A 21,377-nucleotide genomic window follows, 5' to 3' on the forward strand; every position below is an offset into this window, starting at 1 on the left:
TTCAAAAAATTGGCATCAACAAACTTGGCACACTATTGAGTTCTCAAACAACAGGCACATCATGACTACTCACAAAGAATCCGGTAAGACCGGCGAAATCTTTGCTTTTCTCATCTGCGGCTTTTCAAGCTTAGTTCCTTGTTTCCTCCCCGTCAAATCGGCGTTTCCGGCGATTTTCTGGTTTGGAACCGAAGTTCCTTGGTGTTGATTCCGGTTCTCAGGACTACCACTGAAGTGGCTGTCCGTTGCTCCGGAGCAACTTTTCTAGCTTAGATCCTCTCTCGACTCGGTGTCAAATCCACCGAACCGGGCTTTTCCTCCGGACCGAAGTCCTTCCGAGCTGCCTGGATCCTCACCAGCGGTTCCGCCTCGCGGCTTTCCCGGTGCCATGGTGTGGTGTCCGACCCCGGGTTTCCCGTGGATCTTCGCCGTTCCGGCCTGGAAGAACTTGTCTTCCGCGCCTTGGCACAAGAGAAGACAATACACAGGTTCTGGGGCTTTGCATAATCGGCCGTCCCACCCCCTCCGAGCGCCCCTCGGAGACGGAACGAGCGGGATCAGCCGATCGGGCGAAGGTAGACCGTCGCGAGCGGCGGAGCGGTGATCACCGCGGACGCCGGCTGTCCCTGCCACGCCTCCTCCGCTGCCTCAATCCGCCCTCCGTTGCCCAGACCGGATCCGCCGTAGCTCTCCGCATCGGTGTTGAGGACCTCGCGCCACTGACCCGCGAAGGGCAGTCCCAGGCGGACCTCATGGTGGGGGCTGCCGGACAGGTTCGTCACGCAGACCAGGGGACGGGCCTCGCCGGCACCGGCCTCCGGAGTGGACCAGCGGATGAACGAGAAGAGGTTCCGGTCGCCGTCGTTCTGGTCGATCCACTGGAACCCGGCTGGATCGTTGTCCTGGCTCCACAGTTCGGGGGCGTCGCGGTACAACAGGTTCAGGTCCCTCACGGCCTTCATGAGTCCCTTGTGATGGGGGGTGTCCGTGAGCCACCAGTCCAGCCCGTGGGATTCGCGCCACTCGGACTCCTGGCCGAACTCGGAACCCATGAACAGCAGCTGCTTGCCCGGGTGCGCCCACATGTAGGCGTAGTACGCCCGCAGGGAGGCCAGCTGCTGCCACCGGTCCCCCGGCATCTTGCGCAGCAGGGACCCCTTGCCGTGGACCACCTCGTCATGCGAGAGCGGCAGCACGTAGTTCTCGCTCCAGGCATAGACCAGTGAGAACGTCATCTCGTGGTGATGCCACTTGCGGTTGACCGGGTCCTCGGACAGGTAGGAGAGCGAATCGTGCATCCAGCCCATGTTCCACTTCAGGCCGAAGCCGAGCCCGTCGTGGCTGGTCGGCGCGGTGACCCCGGAGAATGCCGTGGACTCCTCGGCGATCATCACGATCCCCGGGTTGCGCCGGTAGGCCGTGGCCGTGGTCTCCTGCAGGAAGCTGATGGCCTCGAGGTTGTGGTTGCCACCGTGCACGTTCGGCACCCATTCCCCGTCCTCGCGGGAGTAGTCCAGGTACAGCATCGAGGCGACGGCGTCCACGCGCAGCCCGTCGATGTGAAACTCCTCCAGCCAGTACAGGGCGTTGGCCACCAAAAAGTTCCGCACCTCGGTGCGGCCGTAGTCGAACACGAGGGTGCCCCAGTCCGGGTGCTCCCCCTTGCGCGGGTCCGCGTACTCGTACAGGGGCTGTCCGTCGAACTTCGCCAGGGCCCAGTCGTCCTTGGGGAAGTGCGCGGGCACCCAGTCCAGGAGCACGCCGATGCCGGCCTGGTGCAGCCGGTCCACCAGGTACTTGAAATCGTCCGGGGAGCCGAACCGGGAGGTGGGTGCGTAGTAGCCCGTGACCTGGTAGCCCCAGGACCCTCCGAAGGGGTGCTCCGCCACCGGCATGAACTCCACGTGAGTGAAGCCCTGCCAGGAGACGTACTCGACCAGCTGGTCCGCCAGCTCGCGGTAGCTCAGGCCCGGTCGCCAGGAGCCGACGTGCACCTCATAGACGCTCATGGCCGCATCGTGCGGGTTGGTCCCCGCCCGCCGCTCCATCCACGCCGCGTCCCCGAAGGCATACCGGGAGTCCTCCACCCGGGACCCGGAGGCCGGGGGCACCTCGGTCCAGCGTGCCATGGGGTCGGCCTTGTCCCGCCAGTGGCCGTCCCGGCCGAGGATGGCGTACTTGTAGACGGTGCCGGCCCCGATCCCCGGGACGAAGATCTCCCAGATCCCCGAGTCGCCCAGCGAGCGCAGAGCGTGCTGGCGGCCGTCCCAGCCGTTGAAGTCGCCCTTGACCCGCACGGCCGCCGCGTTGGGGGCCCAGACGGCGAAGGAGGTGCCCGTGATGTCGCCCTGGGGCGAGGAGTAGTGGCGCACCCGGGCGCCGAGGACCGTCCACAGCGTCTCGTGCCGGCCCTCGCGGAACAGGTGCTGGTCCAGCTCCCCCACGGTGGGCAGGTACCGGTACGGATCGTCCTGTTCGGCCTCGGCCACGCCGGGGTAGGTCACGAGGAGGCGGTAGCCCGGGACGTGGCCCGGGTCCGTGGCAGGGGCCGTCCCGACCCACACGCCCTCGTGTTCATGGCGCAGCGGGACGCGCGTGCCGTCGTCGAGCAGGACCGCCAGATCCTCGGCCAAGGGCCGCAGCACCCGGAACGTCACGGTGCCGGTGTCCCCCAGGTGGGCGCCGAGCACCTCGTGCGGCTGGTGATAACGGCCCTGGGCGACGGCGGCCAGCACCTCCGCGTGCACCTCCAGCGGCACGGTGGTGGTTCTTCCTGCGGTGTTCTTCGCGGCATGATCCGGTTCCACGGCATCCTCCTGGATGGTGTTCTGGCGTTCTGGGCCCACGGTAGCCGCCACGGCGGCCCGGCGCAGGAGTCCGCGGACGGCCGCGGCGGGGACCTCGACCCAGTCCGGGCGGTGGCGTAGCTCGTAGGCGGTCTCGTAGAGCGCCTTGTCCAGCATCAGGGCGGTGAAGACGGTGGACCCGGTGTCCACCGTCGCCCCGGCAGCCGACCCGTACCCTTCGAGGAACGCCTGCTGGACCGGTTCCGTCCAGGCCGGGGTCCCGGACAGGGCGCCGGCATAGTCGAAGGAGCGCAGCATCCCGACGACATCGCGCAGCGGCAGGTCCCACCCGGATCGCTCCGTCGCCTCCCGAAGTGGTTCGCCCTCGAAGTCGAGGACCGTCCAGCGCCAGCCGTCCTGTCCCGCGGTGGTGGCGGCCGCCGGCGAGGCCAGGACCTGCCCGAGGTGGTAGTCGGCGTGGATCCGCTGCAGCGGCGGTATCCCGGCTCTGACCTGAGGGGACCGCAGTGAGTCGATCACCGTGCGCAGCCCGTTTCCGTGCTCCTCGCCCACGGCCGAGGCGGCCTCGCGCCATCCCCACTCGAGGCGGTCCGCGAGCGCCGTGAGCACGGCCGGTGTTCCCCCGCCGCCGTCGGAGGCGGGACGGGTGCCGAAGGCCTCGGCGAGGGCCAGGTGCAGCCGTCCAGTGGCCGCACCGATCCCGGCAGCCTCGGTGGTGAAGTCGCGACCGGCGGCGGCCGCATCGGTGGCCTCGCGCCAGGCGTCTCGGGAGTCCTCGATGAACTCACGCAGCACGCAGAGTTCACCCGTCTCCGCGCCGGCCGCCGTCCCGGGACGGGTCCACGCCGCCGTGGCCGAGCCATACGTCACGGGGACCTCGCTGGAACCGCCGGCGGAGAGTGCCAGTCCGATCTCGACGTCGGGATGGGTGCCCGGGGCCAGCACCCGGAAGAATTTGAGGATGAGCCGCCCTCGTTCCGCTCCCACCACCACGGACGTGTTGGACTGCTCTCCCTGGAGCACGCGCAGCTGCAGGGTGTCGGGGGCGAAGGCCGGCCAGTCGCGGAAGCCGGCGTAGGCATGGCCCGAGCCTCCGTCAGACCCGCTGCTCCCCGTCGGCGCCTCGCGGCGCATCAGCTCCAACCACGCGGCCACGAACTCCGGATCCTGGGTGCCGTCGTAGACCCAGACGGCGCCCGAGGGCGTGTCACCCCGGCCGATCAGCGCGGCTGAAGCGCCCGGGACTTCCTCCCGGCGCGTCGCCAGGGGGACGGACACGGCGACGGCGACCTCGTCGCTTCCCGCGGGAGCGGCCGTGAGAATCAATGAGCGGAGCTGGACGTCACCGGCGTCGCTCGCAGCCGAGGCCAACCGGAGCTCACCGGCCCCGCGCAACGCGACGTCCCCCCGGAACGGGAACCACCGTTGGGCCGGGAGCCACCGGACCAGGAGGTCGTGGACGGCCGGGAAGGACTCGCTCATCGGTTCCTCCCCGCCGAGAGGTCCGGGGTGATGACCGGCATCGCCGTGGTGTAGGGGTTCGGCCGCCCGGCCAGGGCAGCGGCATCCGCTCCCGGCATGGGCTCGGGACCGGTGCGCAGCCGCAGCCAGTAGAAGCCGTGGCCGGGCAGGGTCACGGGCAGGCGGCCGTCCTCGCCGATGTCGAGGAAGGGCCGGCCGCCGAAGACATCACGCAGGCCCCGGCCCCCATAACCCGGCACGCTCAGCCAGGTGGCCACCGGTTCCGGGGCGAGGTTGAAGACGCAGAGCACCGTCTCGGGGTACAGGTCCTCGTCTTCGGAGGCCGGCAGGTCCCGGACGAAGGCGAGGACCTGTTCGGCCTCGGCCTCCACCACCGAGAAGTCGCCCAGCCCGAACACGGGGTGCCTCTTGCGGACGGCGAGGGTCTCGCGGACCCAGTGCAGCAGGGAGCCGTTGGAGGCCAGCTGCGCCTCCACGTTGACGTGGTTGTAGTGGTAGACGAGCGACTGGATGACCGGCAGGTACAGCTTGCCGGGATCGGCCTCGGAGAACCCGGCGTTGCGGTCCGGGTTCCACTGCATGGGGGTGCGGGAGGCATCCCGGTCCGGCAGCCAGATGTTGTCCCCCATGCCGAGCTCGTCCCCGTAGTACAGGAACGGCGAGCCCGGCATGGCCAGCAGCAGCGCGTGGATCAGCTCCAGCTCGGACCGGCTGTTGTCCAGCAGGGACGCGAGCCGGCGGCGAATGCCCACGTTGGCACGCATGCGCGAGTCCGGGGCGTACCACCCGAGCATCGCCTGGCGTTCCTCGGGGGTGACCATCTCGAGGGTGAGCTCGTCATGGTTGCGCAGGAACGTGCCCCACTGGGTGCCGGCGGGGATCTGCGGGGTCTCGGCCAACGCCTCGAGGATCGCGGTGGCCTTGTGGTCGCGCAGGGCGTAGAAGATCTTCGGCATGATCGGGAAGTGGAAGCACATGTGGCATTCCGGCTCCTCCTCCGAGCCGAAGTAGTCCACCACGTCCGCCGGCGGCTGGTTGGCCTCGGCGATGATGACCCGGCCCGGGTACTCCGCGTCGACCATGGCCCGCAGCTGCTGCAGGAAGACGTGGGTACGCGGGTCGTTCTCGCAGTCGGTGCCCTCCTCCTCGTAGAGATACGGGATGGCGTCAGCACGGAAACCGTCCACGCCCATGTCCATCCAATAGCGGACCACGTCGAACAGCGCCTCGATCACGGCGGGGTTCTCGAAGTTCAGGTCCGGCTGGTGGGAGAAGAAGCGGTGCCAGAAGAACTGGCGGCGGACCGGGTCGAACGCCCAGTTGGACTCCTCCGTGTCCACGAAGATGATGCGGGCGTCCTGATACTTCTCGTCCGTGTCACTCCACACGTAGAAGTCCCCGTATGGGCCGTCCGGATCGGACCGGGACTCCTGGAACCAGGCGTGCTGGTCCGAGGTGTGGTTCAGCGGCAGGTCGATGATGACCCTCAGGCCGCGCGCATGGGCCTCGGCCACGAGCCGCTTGAAGTCCGAGGCGGTGCCGAACTCGTCCAGCACCTCGTAGTAGTCCGCGATGTCATAGCCGCCGTCCCGCAGCGGTGAGCGGTAGAACGGGGGCACCCACAGGCAGTCGATGCCCAGCCACTGCAGGTAGTCCAGCTTGTTGATCAAGCCCTCGAAGTCCCCGGACCCGTCCCCGTTGTCATCGTGGAAGGCCCGCACGAGCACCTCGTAGAACACGGCGGTCCGGAACCAGTCCGGATCGTGGGAGATCCCGTGGGTGTGCATCTGGAATGAATGAGCCATCAGCTGCCGCGCACCACCTTCAGGACGTGGGCCGGTTCCACGGCCGGGTCCAGGCGCACGTAGTTGGCCGCGCCCCACCACCAGCGGGCCCCGGTGACCAGGTCCTCGACCTCGAACCGGCCTTCGGAGTCCAGGTCCCGTGGGTCCAGATCGAGGGCCGCCACATCGAGCGAGACGGTGGCCTCACGTGCCGCGTGCGGGTCGCAGTTGAGCACCACGATGACCGTGTCCGCCCGGCCTGGCAGGGATTCCGTCAGCTCGGCGGCGTCCGGCACGCCGGGGAATATCGTGGGCTCTGCCGTGGCCCCGTACTGGCCGTCCGGCAGGTGGCGGCGGGACTTGGAGAAGACCAGGATCCCCTCGTTGTCCGCCGGGTGCAAAACGAGGTTCTGCAGGTCCTGGAACGCCGGGTGTGCCCGGCGGATCCGGTTCAGCCGGGTGATGTAGGGGGCGAGCGAGGCACCCCTGGCCTCGGCACCGGCGAAGTCGCGGGGGCGGAACTCGTACTTCTCGTTGTCGAGGTACTCTTCGGCGCCCGAGCGGGCCACATGCTCGAACAGCTCGAATCCGGCGTACATGCCCCACATCGGATTGGACAGGGCCGCCAGCACGGCCCGGATCTTGAACGCCGCAGGCCCGCCGAACTGCAGGAACTCCGTCAGGATGTCCGGGGTGTTGACGAAGAAGTTCGGACGGTAGAACGCCGGAGTCTCGGCCGTGACCTCGTGCAGGTACTCGGCGATCTCGTCCCGCGTGTTCCGCCAGGTGAAGTAGGAGTAGGACTGCTGGAACCCGGCCCGGCCCAGGGCGTGCATCATCGCCGGCCGGGTGAAGGCCTCCGCCAGGAACACCACCTCCGGATGCGTGCGGTGCACTTTGGCGATCAGCCACTCCCAGAACCACAGGGGCTTGGTGTGCGGGTTGTCCACCCGGAAGATCTTCACCCCGCGGGCGATCCACCGTTCCACGACCCTCAGGACGGCCCGCCGCAGCCCGCGGGGGTCGTTGTCGAAGTTCAGCGGGTAGATGTCCTGGTACTTCTTCGGCGGGTTCTCCGCGTAGGCGATGGTCCCGTCCACGCGGGTGGTGAACCACTCGGGATGCTCGGTCACCCAGGGATGATCCGGGGAGCACTGCAGGGCCAGGTCCAGGGCGACCTCCAGCCCGAGCCCGGCGGCCCGGTCGACGAACCCGGCGAAGTCCTCGGCCGTGCCGAGATCCGGGTGGATCGCGTCATGACCGCCCTCCGGCGACCCGATGGCCCACGGTGAGCCCGGGTCGTGAGGTCCGGCCTCCAGGGCGTTGTTCGGTCCCTTGCGGTGGGCCCGGCCGATCGGGTGGATCGGCGGGAGGTAGATGACGTCGAAGCCCATCTCCGCGACCGCTGGGAGCCGGCCGGCCGCCGTCGTGAAGGTTCCGGAGGCCCAGGTGCCCGATTGCGGGTGGTAGACCGCCCCCTCGGAGCGGGGGAAGAACTCGTACCAGGCACCGCGGCCGGCCAGCGCACGCTGCACGTCCAGCGGGTAGGCGGGCGACGGGGAGACGAACTCGCGGATCGGACGGGCGGCGAGCACATCGACCAGGTCCGGGTCCTCGGCCGCCCGCAGTCGCTCCTGCGTGTCCCGCGTGGCGTCCTCGAGGCCCCGCACGGCGCGGGCCAGGACGGCCCGGTCCGCCTCTGAACGGTCCGGATCGGCGGCGGCCCGCCGGAACAGCGCTCCACCCTCGGCCAGCATCAGCTCGACGTCCGCCCCCACCTCGATCTTGACGGTGGCGGCGTGGTGCCAGGTCGCAGAGGGATCGGACCAGCCCTCGACCGTGAAGGTGTGGGGGCCGACGACGGCCGGCCGCAGTGTGGCCCGGAACTCGTCCAGCCCGGGCGTGCCCTCGGTCATGCGCGTCCGCTGGACCTCCGCACCGTCCGGGCCATAGAGGACGGCGGTGGCCCCGAGCCGGTCATGCCCTTCGCGGAAGACGGTGGCGCGGACCGGGATGTCCTCGCCGACCAGTGCCTTGGCCGGGACGGCACCGCAGTGGACCACCGGCTGGACACCGGTGACCGGAATGCGGCCCACCTTGACCTCGGTGCGGACCATCGGCGTTCGGACAGAATTACTGGAATTCTTGGCAGCTCCCACGGTCCTGACGTTACCGGGGCGATCCTCCCCTGGCCACTGATCGGGACGAAATCGCGGACCGTGACGCGGGTCACCTCACTGGAAGGGCCCTGGACACCGAGGATTCAACCGGCGTCCAACCGCGCGTCGGCCGCGGTTCACCAGGCCGTCCCGCGGCAGCACGGGCCCCGTGGATAATGGGCCGGGTGAAGGCTATCCGTCGGTTTACCGTCCGTACCCACCTGCCCGAGTCGATCGCGGGACTGAGCCGGCTGGCGACCAACCTGCGGTGGTCCTGGCATCCCCAGACGAAGGAGCTGTTCCGGGACCTGGACCCCCAGGCCTGGTCGGAGTCGAACCAGGACCCCGTGGCCCTGCTGGGCTCCTTCGACCGGCACCGGCTGACCGAGCTCGCCGCCGACGCCTCGATCGTGGCCCGCGTCCAGGACGCGACCGCCGACCTGGACCGCTACCTCACCGAGGACCGGTGGTTTCAGCAGGACTTCGTCGGGGCGTCGGGTGGCCCGGGCGCGGACATCCCTTCCCCGCGGCCCATCGCCTACTTCTCCCCCGAGTTCGGCATCACCGCCGTTCTCCCCCAGTACTCCGGTGGCCTGGGCATCCTGGCCGGAGACCACCTGAAGTCCGCCTCAGACCTCGGGGTGCCGATCATCGGCGTGGGCCTGCTGTACCAGTCGGGCTACTTCAAACAGTCCCTGTCCCGCGACGCCTGGCAGATGGAGACCTACCCGGTCCTGGACCCGGACAACCTGCCGCTGACGCTCCTCAAGGAGGAGGACGGATCCGCCGCGCTGATCCGTCTGCCGCTGCCGTCGGGCCGATCCCTGCACGCCCAGGTCTGGCGGGCCGACGTCGGGCGTGTGCCCTTGCTGTTGCTGGACTCCAATGTCCCGGCGAACGACGACACCGCGCGCGCCATCACCGACCGTCTCTACGGCGGCGGCGGGGACCAGCGACTGCAGCAGGAGCTGTTGCTCGGCATGGGCGGGGTCAAGGCGCTGCGCCTGTACGCGCGGCTCACCGGGACGGAGGTGCCCTCCGTCTACCACACGAACGAGGGCCATGCCGGGTTCCAGGGCATCGAGCGGATCGAGGAGCTCATGTCCGCCGGGCTGGACTGGGAGACTGCCCTGACCTCGGTGCGGGCCTCCACCGTGTTCACCACCCATACACCGGTGCCCGCGGGAATCGACCGTTTCGACCGCGCCCTGGTGGAGCAGTTCTTCCGGGCCGGGCTGGCCCCGAGCGTTCCGCTCGAGCACGTGCTGGCACTGGGCGCCGAGGACTACGAGGGCGGTGCCCCGGACGTGCACAACATGGCCGTGATGGGCCTGCGCCTCGGCCAGCGCGCCAACGGCGTGGCGAAGCTGCACGGGGAGGTGTCCCGGGAGATGTTCCGGGGCCTGTGGCCGGGCTTCGACGCCGACGAGGTGCCGATCGGGTCCATCACGAACGGTGTGCATGCCCCCACCTGGGTCTCGGACACGGTGTCCGCGCGGGCGATCGAGCTGTTCGGGACGTCCGCCGTGGCCGGTCACGACTGGCAGCGCGTCTTCGACGTCCCCGACGCGGAGTTGTGGGAGCTGCGCCGGACCCTGCGGCGTGCCTTGATCGCGGACGTGCGGTCCCGGCTGCGGTCCTCCTGGCGCAAGCGGGGGGCCTCCGAGGCCGAGCTCGCCTGGACCGACTCCGTGCTGGACGAGAACGTCATGACCATCGGATTCGCCCGGCGGGTGCCCACCTACAAACGGCTGACGTTGATGCTGCGGGATCCCGAGCGGCTCAAGAAGCTCCTGACGGATCCGGAGCACCCCCTCCAGCTGGTGGTGGCCGGCAAGTCCCACCCCGCCGATGAGCAGGGCAAGCTGATGATCCAGCAGATGGTGCGGTTCACGGACGACCCGGAGGTTCGCCACCGGATCGTGTTCCTGCCCAACTACGACATCCAGATGGCTTCCACCCTGATGCCCGGGTGCGACGTCTGGCTGAACAACCCCCTGCGCCCGTTGGAGGCCTGCGGCACCTCCGGTATGAAGGTCGCCATGAACGGCGGGCTGAACCTGTCCGTGCTGGACGGCTGGTGGGATGAGATGTACGACGGCGAGAACGGCTGGGCCATCCCGAGCGCCTCGTCCGCGGCCTCCGCCGAGGAGCGGGACGATGTGGAGGCCGCCGCTCTCTACGGCCTACTGGAGAACGAGCTGGTGCCGCGCTTCTACGGAGCCGAGCCCTCGGACCAGGCCGGGGCCGCCGGCCCGTCGGACGCCTCCACGGACGGCCTACCGCACCAGTGGCTGGCCATGATCAAGCACACCATGGCCACTCTCGGCCCGGCGACCTCGGCCGACCGGATGGTGCAGGACTACGTCCAGGAGCTCTACCTCCCGGCCGGGCGGGCGGGGCGGGCCATGGACGCCGACGACTACGCCAGGGCCCGTGAGCTGGCCGCCTGGAAGACCAGGGTCCGGGCCGGCTTCGGCGCCGTGACCGTGGAACACGTGGATTCGCTCGGCGTCTCCGAGAACCCCCAGGTCGGCGACGAGATGCAGGTCTCCGCCTACCTCGGCCTGGGGCAGCTGTCCCCCGAGGACGTGCGGGTGGAGGCCGTGTACGGCCGGGTCACCACCAAGCCCTCCGGCGTGCTCGAGGAGGACACCCTCGCCGACATCGGAGCCCTGGAGCTGACCCCGGCGCAGGACCTGGGAGACGGCCGCTGGCACTTCACCGGTTCCCTGGTGATCGACCGCTCCGGGGCCTTCGGTTACTCGGTCCGGGTGCTGCCGCAGCACGAGCTGCTGGCCTCGACGGCCGAGATGGCGCTCGTGGTCAACGCCGGCTGACCTGTCATTCGACCGGCCCCTGGCAACTGGAGGGAGCGGAGTCAGACGGAGTAGAGGGTGATCGAGGTGGCCTCGATCCTGTCCCGGTCTCCCGGGGCGAAGAGGGCACCGCGGCGGGGGTCGCCGTGGTGGGCGGTGGAGAGCTGCAGGGTGAAGGCCCGCAGGTCCGCCCCGTGCTCACCGGTGATGCCGCGCAGTTCCTCCGGCACCGGCAGTCGGAACGGCACCGTGTCCAGCCCGCCGTTGAACACGATCAGACCGGTGCTGCGGCCGCCGGGGACACCGATCAACAACTGCAGCAGCCGCTGTCCGGAGTCCGTCCAGGCCTCCTCCGTCATCGGCTGTCCCTCCTCGTTGAACCACTTGAGGTAGCCGAGGTCCCGGGCCGGGTAGGAGTACGGCTGTCCGGCCAGGAACTCCTTGCGGACCGCGATCAGACGGCGGGTGGTGGCGAGCATGCGCTCCTGCCGCTCATCGAGCTCCCAGTCCGTCCACGAGATGCCGTTGTTCTGGCAGTAGGCGTTGTTGTTGCCGCCCTGGCTTCGCCCGATCTCATCCCCGGCGGTGATCAGGGGCACACCCAACGACAGCAGCAGGGTGGCCATCAGGTTGCGGGCCGTCGTGGCGCGGGCCTCGAGGATGACCTCGTCCTCCGTGGGCCCCTCGGCCCCGTGGTTGTAGGACCGGTTGTGGGAGGTGCCGTCCCGGTTGTCCTCGCGGTTGGCCTCATTGTGCTTCTCGTTGTAGGACACGAGGTCCTGCAGGGTGAAGCCGTCGTGGGCGGTCACCAGGTTGACGGACGCGAGGGCGGAGCGCCCGGAGGACTCGAACAACCCGGCGGACCCGGACAGGCAGTCGGCCAGCCGCGCCGTGGACCCGCCGTGGCCACCCCGCTCCAGGGCACCGCGGTCCGCCACCCAGAAGTCCCGGACCACGTCCCGGAACCGGTCGTTCCAGTCCGACCAGCCCAGGGGGAAGTGACCGGTCTGCCAGCCGCCGGATCCCACGTCCCACGGCTCGGAGATGAGCTTGGTCCCCGCCAGCACGGGGTCCGCCTGGGCGGCCACGAGAAAGGGGTGGCGGGGCGTGAAGTGGTGGCTTCCGTCCCGGCACAGGGTGACGGCCAGGTCGAAGCGGAAGCCGTCGATCTGGAAGTCCGTCACCCAACGGCGCAGCGAGTCCAGGGTCATCCGCACCACCTGCGGATCGTTGAAGTTCAGCGTGTTGCCGCACCCGGTGGTGTCCAGGTACCGGCCGGACGCGTCATGCCGGTAGTAGTGCTCATCCCCCAGACCTCGCCAGCAGAAGGTCGGTCCGCCCGGCCCCTCCTCCGCGGTGTGGTTGTAGACGACGTCCAGCAGGACCTCGATCCCGGCCTCGTGCAGCAGCTTGACCATGCCCTTGAACTCGTCTTGAACGGCCTGGGGCCCGCCGGCCTGGGCGGCGGCGGTGGCGTAACCGGGATGCGGCGCGAAGAAACTGACGGTGTTGTACCCCCAGTAGTTCTCCAGCCCGGCCTGCTGCAGGTGGTCCTCGTCCCGGTGGTGGTGCACCGGCAGCAGTTCGACGGCGGTGATCCCCAGGTGGCGCAGGTACTCGAGCATCACGGGGTGGGCCAGCCCGGCATACGTCCCCCTCAGCTCAGCGGGGATGCCCGGATGCAGCTTGGTCTGGCCGATGACATGGGCCTCGTAGGCGATGGTGTCCCGCAGCGGGGTGCGGGGCCGGCCGGCCCCGTTCCAGTCGAAGTCCCGGGACACCCGGGTGGACCAGTACAGCCCGTTGCGCTCCACCACGGCATCACCGTAGGGATCGATCAGCAACTGGGGCAGGGGCTTCGGCGTGCCGGAGGACCGGCGGCCGGTCCGGGACACCCCGGCGATCCGGCGGTCATGGGCCACCAACGCGTAGAGACTGCCATAGCCCAATCCCGGGACAGTGCCGTGGTGCACGTGGTCCGTGACATCCAGCAGTGGCGCCCGGTGCAGGTCCGCGGCCGTCGGAACGGCGTCCACTGGAAACGCGGGATCCGTGTAGACCACGTCCAGGGCGGTGATCCCGGGGGCGTAGACCGCCAGGTTCACCCTCCCGTCGGTCTCCGCGAGGCCCAGGGGGAAGGGCTGCGATCGCTGGCCGGGCATCGGCGGGGACGTCACCGTCATCAGGACTGGTCTCCCGGCCCGCCTTCCACGGCCGCCCCGGGCCGGCTGCCGGCGCGCTGGACCGCGATCTCGTACAGCGAGATGCCGACCGCCATCGAGGCGTTGAGCGACTCCATCTCCGAGGCGATCGGGATGGAGATGATCTGGTCGCAGTTCTCCCGGACCAGCCGGGACAGGCCCTTGCCCTCCGAGCCGACCACCAGGCACACCGGATCCGTGGCCAGCGGCAGCCCGGGCAGGGACCGGTCCCCGCCGCCGTCGAGCCCCAGGACGAAGATCCCGAGCTTCTTGAAGTCCTGCAGGAGGGTGTTCAGGTTGCCGGCCTGGGCCACGGGGACCCGCACGGCGGCACCGGCGGAGGTCTTCCAGGCGGTGGCGGTCACCCCGGCGGAACGGCGTGCGGGGACCACCACGCCGTGCGCGGAGAAGGCGGAGGCCGAGCGGATGATGGCCCCGAGATTGCGGGGGTCGGTGATGCTGTCCAGGGCGATGAACAGCGGCGGTGCCGTCAGGTAGCCCTTCTCCCACTTCTCCATGGTCTGACGGGCCAGGCTCAGGGCGTCGGCGTACTCGTAGGGCGGGACCTGCAGCACCAGGCCCTGGTGGACGGCGTCGTCCGTCATGCGGTCCAGTTCGGGCTTGGAGTTCTCCATCACCGGCACGCCACGTTCGGCGGCCAGCTTCAGGGCCTCGCGGACCCGCTCGTCCATCTCGATCCGCGTGGCCACGTGCAGGGCCTTGGCGGGGATGACGGCACGCAAAGCCTCGACCACCGAGTTGCGGCCGGCCACGGTCTCGTCCGCGTGCCGCGACCGGGTGTTGCGACCGCCCGACCGGCTCGGGTTCTTGGCGCTGGAGCGCTCGGACAGCTGCTTGGTGCGGTGGGCCTTGTGGTAGACGCGGTCCTCGGCCTTGGGTGTGGGACCCTTGCCCTCCAGCGCCTTCCGGCCGAGTCCACCGGTGCCCTTGAGGGGCCCCTTCTTTCCGCTGTTCCCGCGGGACGATCCGGAGCGTGGTGCTGCGGCCATGTGGATGGTGCCTTTCTGGCGACGGTCGAGACTGACCCCAGTCTACGGCCCGGCCCCCACCATGGCCGCCCGCCTCCTACTGCAGGGACCAGCGGGCACCGGCGGCGGAATCCTCCACCACGACGCCGGCCGCCGCCAGGGTGTCCCGGATCCCGTCCGCGGTGGTCCAGTCCTTCGCCGCGCGGGCGGCGGCCCGCGCCTGCAGCTGGGCCCGGATCAGGGTGTCGAGGGCATGGTGGGCCGCCGGGTCCTGCCCGGACTCCGGTTCGGGGACGTCGTCCAGCCCGAGCACCTCCACCATCGACTGGACATCGGAGTAGTGCTGCTCCACGGCGTCCTCGTCCCCGGCGGCCAGGGCACTGTTGCCGGCCCGGACCGCGTCGTGCAGCACCGCCAGGGCCTGCGGAACGTTGAGGTCGTCCTCCATCGCGGCACGGAAGGCCATCGGGACACTGCTGAACTGGGCCACGTAGACGGCCGGGGGGGCCTCCTCGCCGGTGAGGGTGCCGGCGACGGCGGCCGCCTCCTCGCGCTTCAGCTGCAGGTCGGCGACCACATCGGCTCCCCGGTCCAGGAAGGCCTCGATCCGCTCGACCGCGGCCTCGGCCTCCTGCAGCGAGGTGGGGCGGTAGTCCAGCTGGGAGCGGTAGTGCGCCTGACCGAGGAAGTAGCGGACCGCCTTCGGCCGGGCCTGCTCCAGCATCTGTTCCGGGGAGATGGTGTTGCCCACGGACTTGGACATCTTCTCGCCCGCGTACGTCACCATCCCGTTGTGCAGCCAGAAGTTCGCGAAGCCGTCACCGGCCGCGGCGGACTGCGCCAGTTCGTTCTCGTGATGCGGGAAGCGCAGGTCGAGGCCGCCGCCGTGGATGTCGAAGTGGCTGCCGAGGTACTTGGTGGACATCGCGGAGCACTCGAGGTGCCAGCCGGGCCGGCCGCTCCCCCAGGGCGACCCCCAGGCGGCGGTGACCGGATCGGTCGCCTTGGTGCCCTTCCACAGCGCGAAGTCGCGGGGATCGCGCTTGCCGCGCGGGTCGGCGTCGGGCGCGTCCTGGAGGTCCTCGACCCGCTGGCGGGTGAGCTCGCCGTAGGCGGGCCAGGAGTTCACCTCGAAGTAGACGTCCCCGGAACCGTCCGTGGCCGGGTAGGCGTGGCCGGCGTCGATGAGACGCTGGATGAGTGCCACCATCTCCGGGATGTGGCCGGTGGCACGGGGCTCGTAGGTGGGCCGGCGTACCCCGAGGGCGGCGTAGGCGCGGGCGAACTCGTGCTCGAACCGGTAGGCGAGGGCGAACCAGGGCTCATCGGCCGGGTAGGTCTCGTCCTCTTCGAAGTCCTCGCGATAGGACGCGGCGGACTTCTCCAGGATCTTGTCATCGATGTCCGTGACGTTGCGGACGCTGGTGACCTGCAGGCCGGTGTACTCGAGCCAGCGGACCAGGAGGTCGAACACGATGGCCGAGCGCACATGCCCCACGTGCGGCATGCCCTGCACCGTGGCGCCGCAATAGTAAAGCGAGACCTCGCCCTCGGTCAGGGGGACGAAGTCCCGCACCGTTGCGGTCTTGGTGTCATAAAAGCGCTGTGCCACGGAAGTGAATACTAGTCCAGCGGGTAGACGAGGGCGGTGGCGACGGCGGCCAGCCCCTCGCCGCGGCCGGTGAACCCCAAGGCGTCGGCGGTGGTCCCGGACACCGAGACGGGCGCGCCGGCCGCCGCGGAGAGCACGCTCTCCGCCTCGGCGCGGCGCCGGCCGACCTGGGGGCGGTTGCCGATCAGCTGCACGGCGACGTTGCCGATCCCGAAGCCGGCTTGGTGGACCAGGCGGGCGGCCTCGGCCAGCAGGGCGGTGCCGGCGGCCCCGGACCACTCGGGGCGGGAGGTGCCGAAGTGCAGGCCCAGGTCACCGATCCCGGCGGCGGAGAACAACGCATCGCAGGCGGCGTGGGCCACCACGTCCCCGTCCGAGTGTCCGGACAGCCCGGTCTCGCCCGGCCATTCCAGGCCGGCCACCCAGCACGCCCGCTCCTCGCCGGCGGCGGCGAAGGCGTGGACGTCCGTGCCGATGCCGGTGCGCGGCAGCATCGGTGGGACGGTGGGGACCGGTGCTCTCATCAGTGGTGCTCCAATGTCGTCGAGGCCAGCAGGGCGTTGGCCAGGATCAGGTCCAGCTGGGTGGTGATCTTGAAGCCCAGCGGATCACCGGCCACCACGCCGACGCGGTGCCCCGCCGCCTCCATCGCCATCGCGTCGTCCGTCAGGGCCGCAGCGCCGCCGGTCAGGCCGGCGTCCTCCTCCGCCCGGCGGTGGGCGGCCTCGAGGGAGGTCAGGTCGAATCCCTGGGGTGTCTGGACGGCTCTCAATTGCGTCCGCTGGAGGGTGCCGGTCACCTCTTCCGGCGCCGCGCCGTCATCAGCACCGGGCTCGGCTCCGGCGCGGGCCACGGACTTGATCGTGTCCACCACCTCGACGCCGGGAACGACGGCCACCGTCCCGGATTCGAGGGCCGCCACCACGGCGCCGAAGACCGCCGGCGGAACGAACGGCCGGGCCGCGTCGTGGACCAGGAGCGCGTGCCGCCCGAAGGGGCCGCCGGCCGTCCCGGCCAGCCCCCGCACGGCGGCCAGCCCGGCTCGCACCGAGTCCGCCCGTTCCGCGCCTCCCGGAACGGTCTGCACCGGAACGGCGGACCGGGCCGCGAAGGCACGGCAGACCGCTTCCAGAGAGGCCGCGGCGTCCGGGTCTCCGGGGACGACGACGGCGATGACGTTGAGCTCGACGGCACCCGCATCCCGGGCGGCCACCACGGAGTCGAGGCAGTGCTCGAGCATGGTGTTTCCGTCACCGAGCGTGACGAGGGCCTTGGGGACGCCGGCCTGGAGCCGGGATCCCGAGCCTGCGGCCACGATGAGGACCGTGGTTCGCATCAGGCGGCGAGGGTCTCGTCCAGCAGCAGGGCGGCGTCATCCTCCGAGGTCTTCTTGGCCAGGGCCAGCTCGGACACGAGCACCTGGCGGGCTTTGGCGAGCATGCGCTTCTCCCCGGCGGACAGGCCTCGGTCCTGGTCCCGACGCCACAGGTCACGGACCACCTCGGCCACCTTGATGACGTCACCGGAGGCGAGCTTCTCCAGGTTCGCCTTGTAGCGACGGGACCAGTTGGTGGGCTCTTCCGTGAACTCGGCCTGCAGAACACCGAAGACCCGTTCCAGGCCTTCCTGATCCACGACGTCCCGCACGCCGACCAGGTCGACGTTCTCCGCCGGCACTTCGATCGTCAAGTCGCCCTGGGCCACTTTGAGCTTGAGGTACATCTTCTCTTCGCCCTTGACCGTGCGCATCTTGATCTCTTCGATCTTCGCCGCACCGTGGTGGGGGTAGACGACTGTTTCTCCGACCTCAAAAACCATGTGAATGGTCCCCTTTCCCTCCGCAAGAGTTTACCACGTCACATTGTCGTGACCTGTGTCGTTACTTGAACCCGCGGCCGGAAACGACATAATGCACCTCCTCCGCGCCCTGCTTCCCCGCACGGCGTCGCAGAGGGCCTCCACGCGGACGCATACGGTAGTCTCGAGTCAGCACCGCGCCGTGTGATCACCCGTGTCCGCACACCCGTTGATGCACAGCGCCTGACGTTCGCACCGAGGAGATTCCACCGTGAAGTTCGCCGCTTCCCAGGCCACCACCCGCAACGCCGCCGTGGCCGGCCTGGCCGCCGTCGCCCTGCTGGGCGCCACCGGCTGCAGCGCCGTCAACATGCAGGCCACCACGCTGCAGTACGCGCCGTCCGACGGGATCGTGGCCAATGTGGGCGATGCCCAGCTGCGCAACATCGCACTGATCACCACAGACCCCGACGCGGAGGCCCGCTACATCGGCACCCTGGCCTCGGCGTCCGGCGAGCCGCTCGAGGTCAGCATCACCGTGGACGGCACCCAGACCCGCTTCTCCGTGCCGGGGGAAGACTCCCTGGAACTGGAGGATCCGGCCAACGAGCAGATCATCCCCAGCGCCGGCCGTCCCGGCACCCTGGTGGACGCCACCGTCGAGGTCGACGGGGTCTCCGAGACCGTGGGCATCACCGTCCTGGACGGCACCCTGGAGGAGTACCGGCCCTTCGTCCCGGGCGGTGCCGAGCCCTCCGTGGACGAGCACCTGTACGAGACGCCGGCCGCCGAAGAGGGCGGCCACTGAGGCATCCCCTCATCGCGGCATCACGGCGCAGGGCCGGCACCCACTTCGGTGCCGGCCCTGCGTGCGTCCGCTGGGTGACGGGCTGACGGCCTACGGCTCGAACTTGTAACCCAGGCCGCGGACGGTCACCAGGTAGCGCGGGTTGGACGGGTCCGGTTCGATCTTGCCGCGCAGACGCTTGACGTGGACGTCGAGGGTCTTGGTGTCTCCCACATAGTCCGATCCCCACACCCGGTCGATGAGCTGGCCGCGGGTCAGCACCCGGCCGGAGTTGCGCAACAGCATCTCCAGCAGCTCGAACTCCTTGAGCGGCAGGGACACCTGCTCGCCGCCCACCGAGACCACATGGCGTTCGATGTCCATCCGCACCGGCCCGGCCTGGACCGTGGAGCTGATCAGCTCCTCCGGTTCTCCCTGTCGCCGCAGCACGGCGCGGATGCGGGCCACGAGCTCCCGAGAGGAGTAGGGCTTGGTGACGTAGTCGTCCGCGCCGAGCTCCAGCCCCACCACCTTGTCGATCTCCGAGTCCTTGGCCGTGAGCATGATGACGGGCACGCTGGAGCGCTGCCGAAGCTGCCGGCAGACCTCCGTGCCGGACTGGCCCGGCAGCTGCAGATCGAGCAGCACCAGGTCGGCACCCGCCCGGTCGAACTCCACGACGGCATCATTGCCGTCGGCCACGACCTCGACCTCGAACCCCTCCTTACCCAGCAGGTAGGACAACGGGTCGCTGAACGACTCCTCGTCCTCCACGATCAGAATGCGGCTCATGATGGGGCTCCTTCCACTGGTGGTGCGTGCTGCCCGGCATCGGGCTCCATCTCCGGCAGCCGGACCGTGAAGGTCGAGCCGCGTCCCAGCTGGGACCAGACCGTCACTTCCCCGCCGTGGTTGGAGATGACGTGTTTGACGATCGAGAGACCCAGCCCGGTGCCGCCGGTCTGGCGGGAGCGGGCGGCGTCGATCCGGTAGAACCGCTCGAAGATCCGGTCCTGCTCCTCCTCGGGGATCCCCACCCCCTGGTCCGTGACGGACACCTGGGCCAGACCGCGCACCGACCTCAGGCCCACGCCCACGGTGGTGCCGTCGGGCGAATAGCGCACAGCGTTGTCGATCAGGTTGCGCAGCGCGGTCATCAGCTGGTCGTGGTCGCCGAACACGGTCCCGGAGACCTCACCGGCCACCCGGATGTCGATGTCCCGGGCCTCGGACTGCATGCGGGAACGGTCCACCGCCTCGTTGACGATCTTGTTCAGATCCACCGGCTGACCGGCCCGGACCGTGTCCTTGCCCTGGAGCCGGGAGAGCTCGATGATGTCCTGCACCAGAGCGGCCAGCCGGGCGGACTCGATGCTCATGCGGCCGGCGAATCGGCGGACGGCGTCCTCGTCGTCAGCGGCGTCGTCCAGCGCCTCGGCCAGCAGCGAGATCGCGCCGACCGGGGTCTTCAGCTCGTGGGAGACGTTCGCCACGAAGTCGTGCCGCATGGCCTCCGTCCGGGTGATCTCCGTGCGGTCGTCCGCCAGCAGCAGGATGTACTCATCGGCCAGCGGGGCCACCCTCAACTGGACCACCAGGGTGCTCTGGCCCAGGGGGCCGCGGGGCAACTCGTACTTGCGGTCCACGATGATCCCGTCCGAGCGCACGCGGTCCGTCAGGTTCAGCAGGTCCTCGTGGACGAGGTGGTGGCCGCGGACCAGTCCGAAGGCATAGGCGGAGGGGTTGGCCCGGACCACGCCGTTGACGGCGTCCACCAGCACATAGGCGCGGCCGATCACGGAGAGCACTTCGGCGGCACCGTCCGGAACGGACGGCTCGCCCACGGTGAGATGGACGGCACGGCTGCGCTCGGAGGCCCGGAACGCCAGCATGGCGAGCACCCCGAGGATCAAGCCGATGAGGCCGCACACCACGCCTACGACTACGGGATCCGTCACGCAGACCAGACTACCCATCGCGGCGTACGGCGTCGTCAGGTGTCGGGAGCCCGCGCAATGAGACCACCGCCACGCCCGCCGCCGGATCCCAGGCGTGGGGCGGGGTTCCGGTCCATCGCATGGGACCTCAGGGCATAATGTGCACGGGAACGTTCCCGCGGTTCAGATCGTGTTCACCTTGGTCCGCCAGGATGAGCGCGGATCCGTGCCTGAAGAGCAGGGACGACCCGTGGCCGCCTGCAACCAGCGGCCCCGTCACCGACCAGCCGGATTGAGGACTCATCCATGCGAGAACTGTTCCATGCCGATCTGAAGTCGTTGGGCGACCAGCTCACTGAGATCGCCGGGCTGGTGCGTGAGGCCATGGACAAGGCCCGCGTCTCCTTCGAGGAGGCCGACGTGGAGCTGGCCGAGACGGTCATCACCAATGACGCCCGCATCGACTACCTGCAGACCGCCCTCGACGAGAAGGCCATCGAGCTGCTCGCCCTGCAGGGACCCGTGGCCGCTGACCTGCGCACCGTCGTCGCCGCCCTGCGCATGAGCTCCTCCCTGGAACGCATGGGGGACCTGGCCCGCCACATCGCCCAGCTGGCGCGACGCCGGTTCCCCGACCTGGTGGTCCCCGCCTCCGCCCGGGAGGACTTCCGCCAGATGGCCGAGTACGCCGTGGAGGTCGCCAGCAAGGTGGAGCAGCTGCTGGCCACTCACGACCTCACTCACGCCTCCGCGATCGTGCGGCTCAACGCCACCATCAACGAGCTGCACGCCAAGAACTTCACCTCGGTCGCCGACCCGTCCTGGGATGCCTCCGCGGCCACTACCGCGGACGTCACCCTGGCCTCCCGCTTCCTCGAGCGCTTCGCCGACCACGGCGTCTCCGTGGCACGGAAGGTCACCTACCTCTCCACGGGCGAGTGGGAGCCGGTCATCGCGATCGACTGACCACTCCTGCTGAGCAACGTCTGAACGATGCCGGGCC

15 protein-coding genes are annotated in these 21,377 nt (G+C 69.6%); 4 read left to right on the forward strand and 11 right to left on the reverse strand.

Features of this window, described 5'->3' with window-relative positions; translation table 11 throughout:
* On the forward strand, nt 1–208 hold a 208-nt coding region (locus RUH65_RS10410), incomplete at its 5' end, for a hypothetical protein (protein ID WP_313817332.1).
* 349 nt (nt 209–557) lie between these two features.
* Here RUH65_RS10410 and glgB read toward each other — a convergent pair.
* Genes glgB through RUH65_RS10425 form a run of 3 tightly spaced genes read right to left on the reverse strand, consistent with a single transcriptional unit; the run spans nt 558 to nt 8,190 of the window.
* Nucleotides 558–4,289, reverse strand: a complete 3,732-nt coding sequence (gene glgB / locus RUH65_RS10415) for a 1,4-alpha-glucan branching protein GlgB (RefSeq protein ID WP_313817334.1) — start codon at nt 4,287–4,289, stop codon at nt 558–560.
* On the reverse strand, nt 4,286–6,094 hold the full coding sequence (gene treS, locus RUH65_RS10420) for a maltose alpha-D-glucosyltransferase (RefSeq protein WP_313817335.1): 1,809 nt from the start codon (nt 6,092–6,094) through the stop codon (nt 4,286–4,288). The genes glgB and treS overlap by 4 nt, the downstream gene beginning before the upstream one ends.
* The gene (locus RUH65_RS10425; RefSeq protein ID WP_313817346.1) at nt 6,094–8,190 is read right to left on the reverse strand and encodes an alpha-1,4-glucan--maltose-1-phosphate maltosyltransferase; all 2,097 of its coding nucleotides are present in this window, start codon (nt 8,188–8,190) and stop codon (nt 6,094–6,096) included. Before RUH65_RS10425 ends, treS begins: the two co-directional genes overlap by 1 nt.
* Before the next feature lie 227 nt (nt 8,191–8,417).
* Here RUH65_RS10425 and glgP point away from each other — a divergent pair, with 227 nt between their 5' ends.
* The gene (gene glgP, locus RUH65_RS10430; protein WP_313817337.1) at nt 8,418–11,072 is read left to right on the forward strand and encodes an alpha-glucan family phosphorylase; all 2,655 of its coding nucleotides are present in this window, start codon (nt 8,418–8,420) and stop codon (nt 11,070–11,072) included.
* Between the two features lie 41 nt (nt 11,073–11,113).
* On the opposite strand, the gene glgX is transcribed toward glgP, so the two are convergent.
* The 6 genes from glgX to RUH65_RS10460 all read right to left on the reverse strand — a co-directional run bounded on the left by glgX (nt 11,114) and on the right by RUH65_RS10460 (nt 17,671).
* Nucleotides 11,114–13,234: a glycogen debranching protein GlgX gene (gene glgX, locus RUH65_RS10435; protein ID WP_313817338.1), complete on the reverse strand. Its 2,121-nt coding sequence runs from the start codon at nt 13,232–13,234 to the stop codon at nt 11,114–11,116.
* Nucleotides 13,234–14,262: a 23S rRNA (guanosine(2251)-2'-O)-methyltransferase RlmB gene (rlmB, locus tag RUH65_RS10440; RefSeq protein WP_313817340.1), complete on the reverse strand. Its 1,029-nt coding sequence runs from the start codon at nt 14,260–14,262 to the stop codon at nt 13,234–13,236. Before rlmB ends, glgX begins: the two co-directional genes overlap by 1 nt.
* Nucleotides 14,263–14,338: 76 nt before the next feature.
* Nucleotides 14,339–15,853: a cysteine--tRNA ligase gene (gene cysS / locus RUH65_RS10445; protein WP_313817341.1), complete on the reverse strand. Its 1,515-nt coding sequence runs from the start codon at nt 15,851–15,853 to the stop codon at nt 14,339–14,341.
* A gap of 11 nt (nt 15,854–15,864) precedes the next feature.
* Nucleotides 15,865–16,377 (reverse strand): 2-C-methyl-D-erythritol 2,4-cyclodiphosphate synthase, encoded by a 513-nt coding sequence (gene ispF, locus RUH65_RS10450; RefSeq protein ID WP_313817342.1) that lies wholly within the window; start codon nt 16,375–16,377, stop codon nt 15,865–15,867.
* The gene (locus RUH65_RS10455) at nt 16,377–17,189 is read right to left on the reverse strand and encodes a 2-C-methyl-D-erythritol 4-phosphate cytidylyltransferase (protein ID WP_313817343.1); all 813 of its coding nucleotides are present in this window, start codon (nt 17,187–17,189) and stop codon (nt 16,377–16,379) included. Before RUH65_RS10455 ends, ispF begins: the two co-directional genes overlap by 1 nt.
* Nucleotides 17,189–17,671, reverse strand: a complete 483-nt coding sequence (locus tag RUH65_RS10460) for a CarD family transcriptional regulator (RefSeq protein ID WP_159548974.1) — start codon at nt 17,669–17,671, stop codon at nt 17,189–17,191. Before RUH65_RS10460 ends, RUH65_RS10455 begins: the two co-directional genes overlap by 1 nt.
* Before the next feature lie 250 nt (nt 17,672–17,921).
* Here RUH65_RS10460 and RUH65_RS10465 point away from each other — a divergent pair, with 250 nt between their 5' ends.
* On the forward strand, nt 17,922–18,458 hold the full coding sequence (locus tag RUH65_RS10465; RefSeq protein ID WP_313817344.1) for a hypothetical protein: 537 nt from the start codon (nt 17,922–17,924) through the stop codon (nt 18,456–18,458).
* A gap of 90 nt (nt 18,459–18,548) precedes the next feature.
* Here RUH65_RS10465 and RUH65_RS10470 read toward each other — a convergent pair whose 3' ends face one another.
* Nucleotides 18,549–19,229, reverse strand: a complete 681-nt coding sequence (locus tag RUH65_RS10470; protein ID WP_159548968.1) for a response regulator transcription factor — start codon at nt 19,227–19,229, stop codon at nt 18,549–18,551.
* Nucleotides 19,226–20,329, reverse strand: coding sequence for an ATP-binding protein (locus tag RUH65_RS10475; protein ID WP_313817347.1), 1,104 nt, complete (start codon nt 20,327–20,329; stop codon nt 19,226–19,228). Before RUH65_RS10475 ends, RUH65_RS10470 begins: the two co-directional genes overlap by 4 nt.
* A 351-nt stretch (nt 20,330–20,680) precedes the next feature.
* Between RUH65_RS10475 and phoU the strand changes: the two genes are divergently transcribed.
* A complete protein-coding gene (phoU, locus tag RUH65_RS10480; protein WP_313817345.1) occupies nt 20,681–21,340 on the forward strand; it encodes a phosphate signaling complex protein PhoU in 660 nt (219 codons plus the stop codon).
* The last annotated feature ends 37 nt before the right edge of the window (nt 21,341–21,377 follow it).

It is taken from the genome of Citricoccus sp. (genome assembly GCF_032154715.1).
In the GTDB taxonomy this organism is placed as follows: domain Bacteria; phylum Actinomycetota; class Actinomycetes; order Actinomycetales; family Micrococcaceae; genus Citricoccus.

What these genes read in the sequence shown, in the direction of transcription:
- glgB (WP_313817334.1), bottom strand. Translation starts at nt 4,289, where the DNA reads ATGAGCGAGTCCTTCCCGGCCGTCCACGACCTCCTGGTCCGGTGGCTC.
- treS (WP_313817335.1), bottom strand. Translation starts at nt 6,094, where the DNA reads ATGGCTCATTCATTCCAGATGCACACCCACGGGATCTCCCACGATCCG.
- RUH65_RS10425 (WP_313817346.1), bottom strand. Translation starts at nt 8,190, where the DNA reads ATGGTCCGCACCGAGGTCAAGGTGGGCCGCATTCCGGTCACCGGTGTC.
- glgX (WP_313817338.1), bottom strand. Translation starts at nt 13,234, where the DNA reads ATGACGGTGACGTCCCCGCCGATGCCCGGCCAGCGATCGCAGCCCTTC.
- rlmB (WP_313817340.1), bottom strand. Translation starts at nt 14,262, where the DNA reads ATGGCCGCAGCACCACGCTCCGGATCGTCCCGCGGGAACAGCGGAAAG.
- ispF (WP_313817342.1), bottom strand. Translation starts at nt 16,377, where the DNA reads ATGAGAGCACCGGTCCCCACCGTCCCACCGATGCTGCCGCGCACCGGC.
- RUH65_RS10455 (WP_313817343.1), bottom strand. Translation starts at nt 17,189, where the DNA reads ATGCGAACCACGGTCCTCATCGTGGCCGCAGGCTCGGGATCCCGGCTC.
- RUH65_RS10460 (WP_159548974.1), bottom strand. Translation starts at nt 17,671, where the DNA reads ATGGTTTTTGAGGTCGGAGAAACAGTCGTCTACCCCCACCACGGTGCG.
- RUH65_RS10470 (WP_159548968.1), bottom strand. Translation starts at nt 19,229, where the DNA reads ATGAGCCGCATTCTGATCGTGGAGGACGAGGAGTCGTTCAGCGACCCG.
- RUH65_RS10475 (WP_313817347.1), bottom strand. Translation starts at nt 20,329, where the DNA reads ATGCTGGCGTTCCGGGCCTCCGAGCGCAGCCGTGCCGTCCATCTCACC.
- phoU (WP_313817345.1), top strand. Translation starts at nt 20,681, where the DNA reads ATGCGAGAACTGTTCCATGCCGATCTGAAGTCGTTGGGCGACCAGCTC.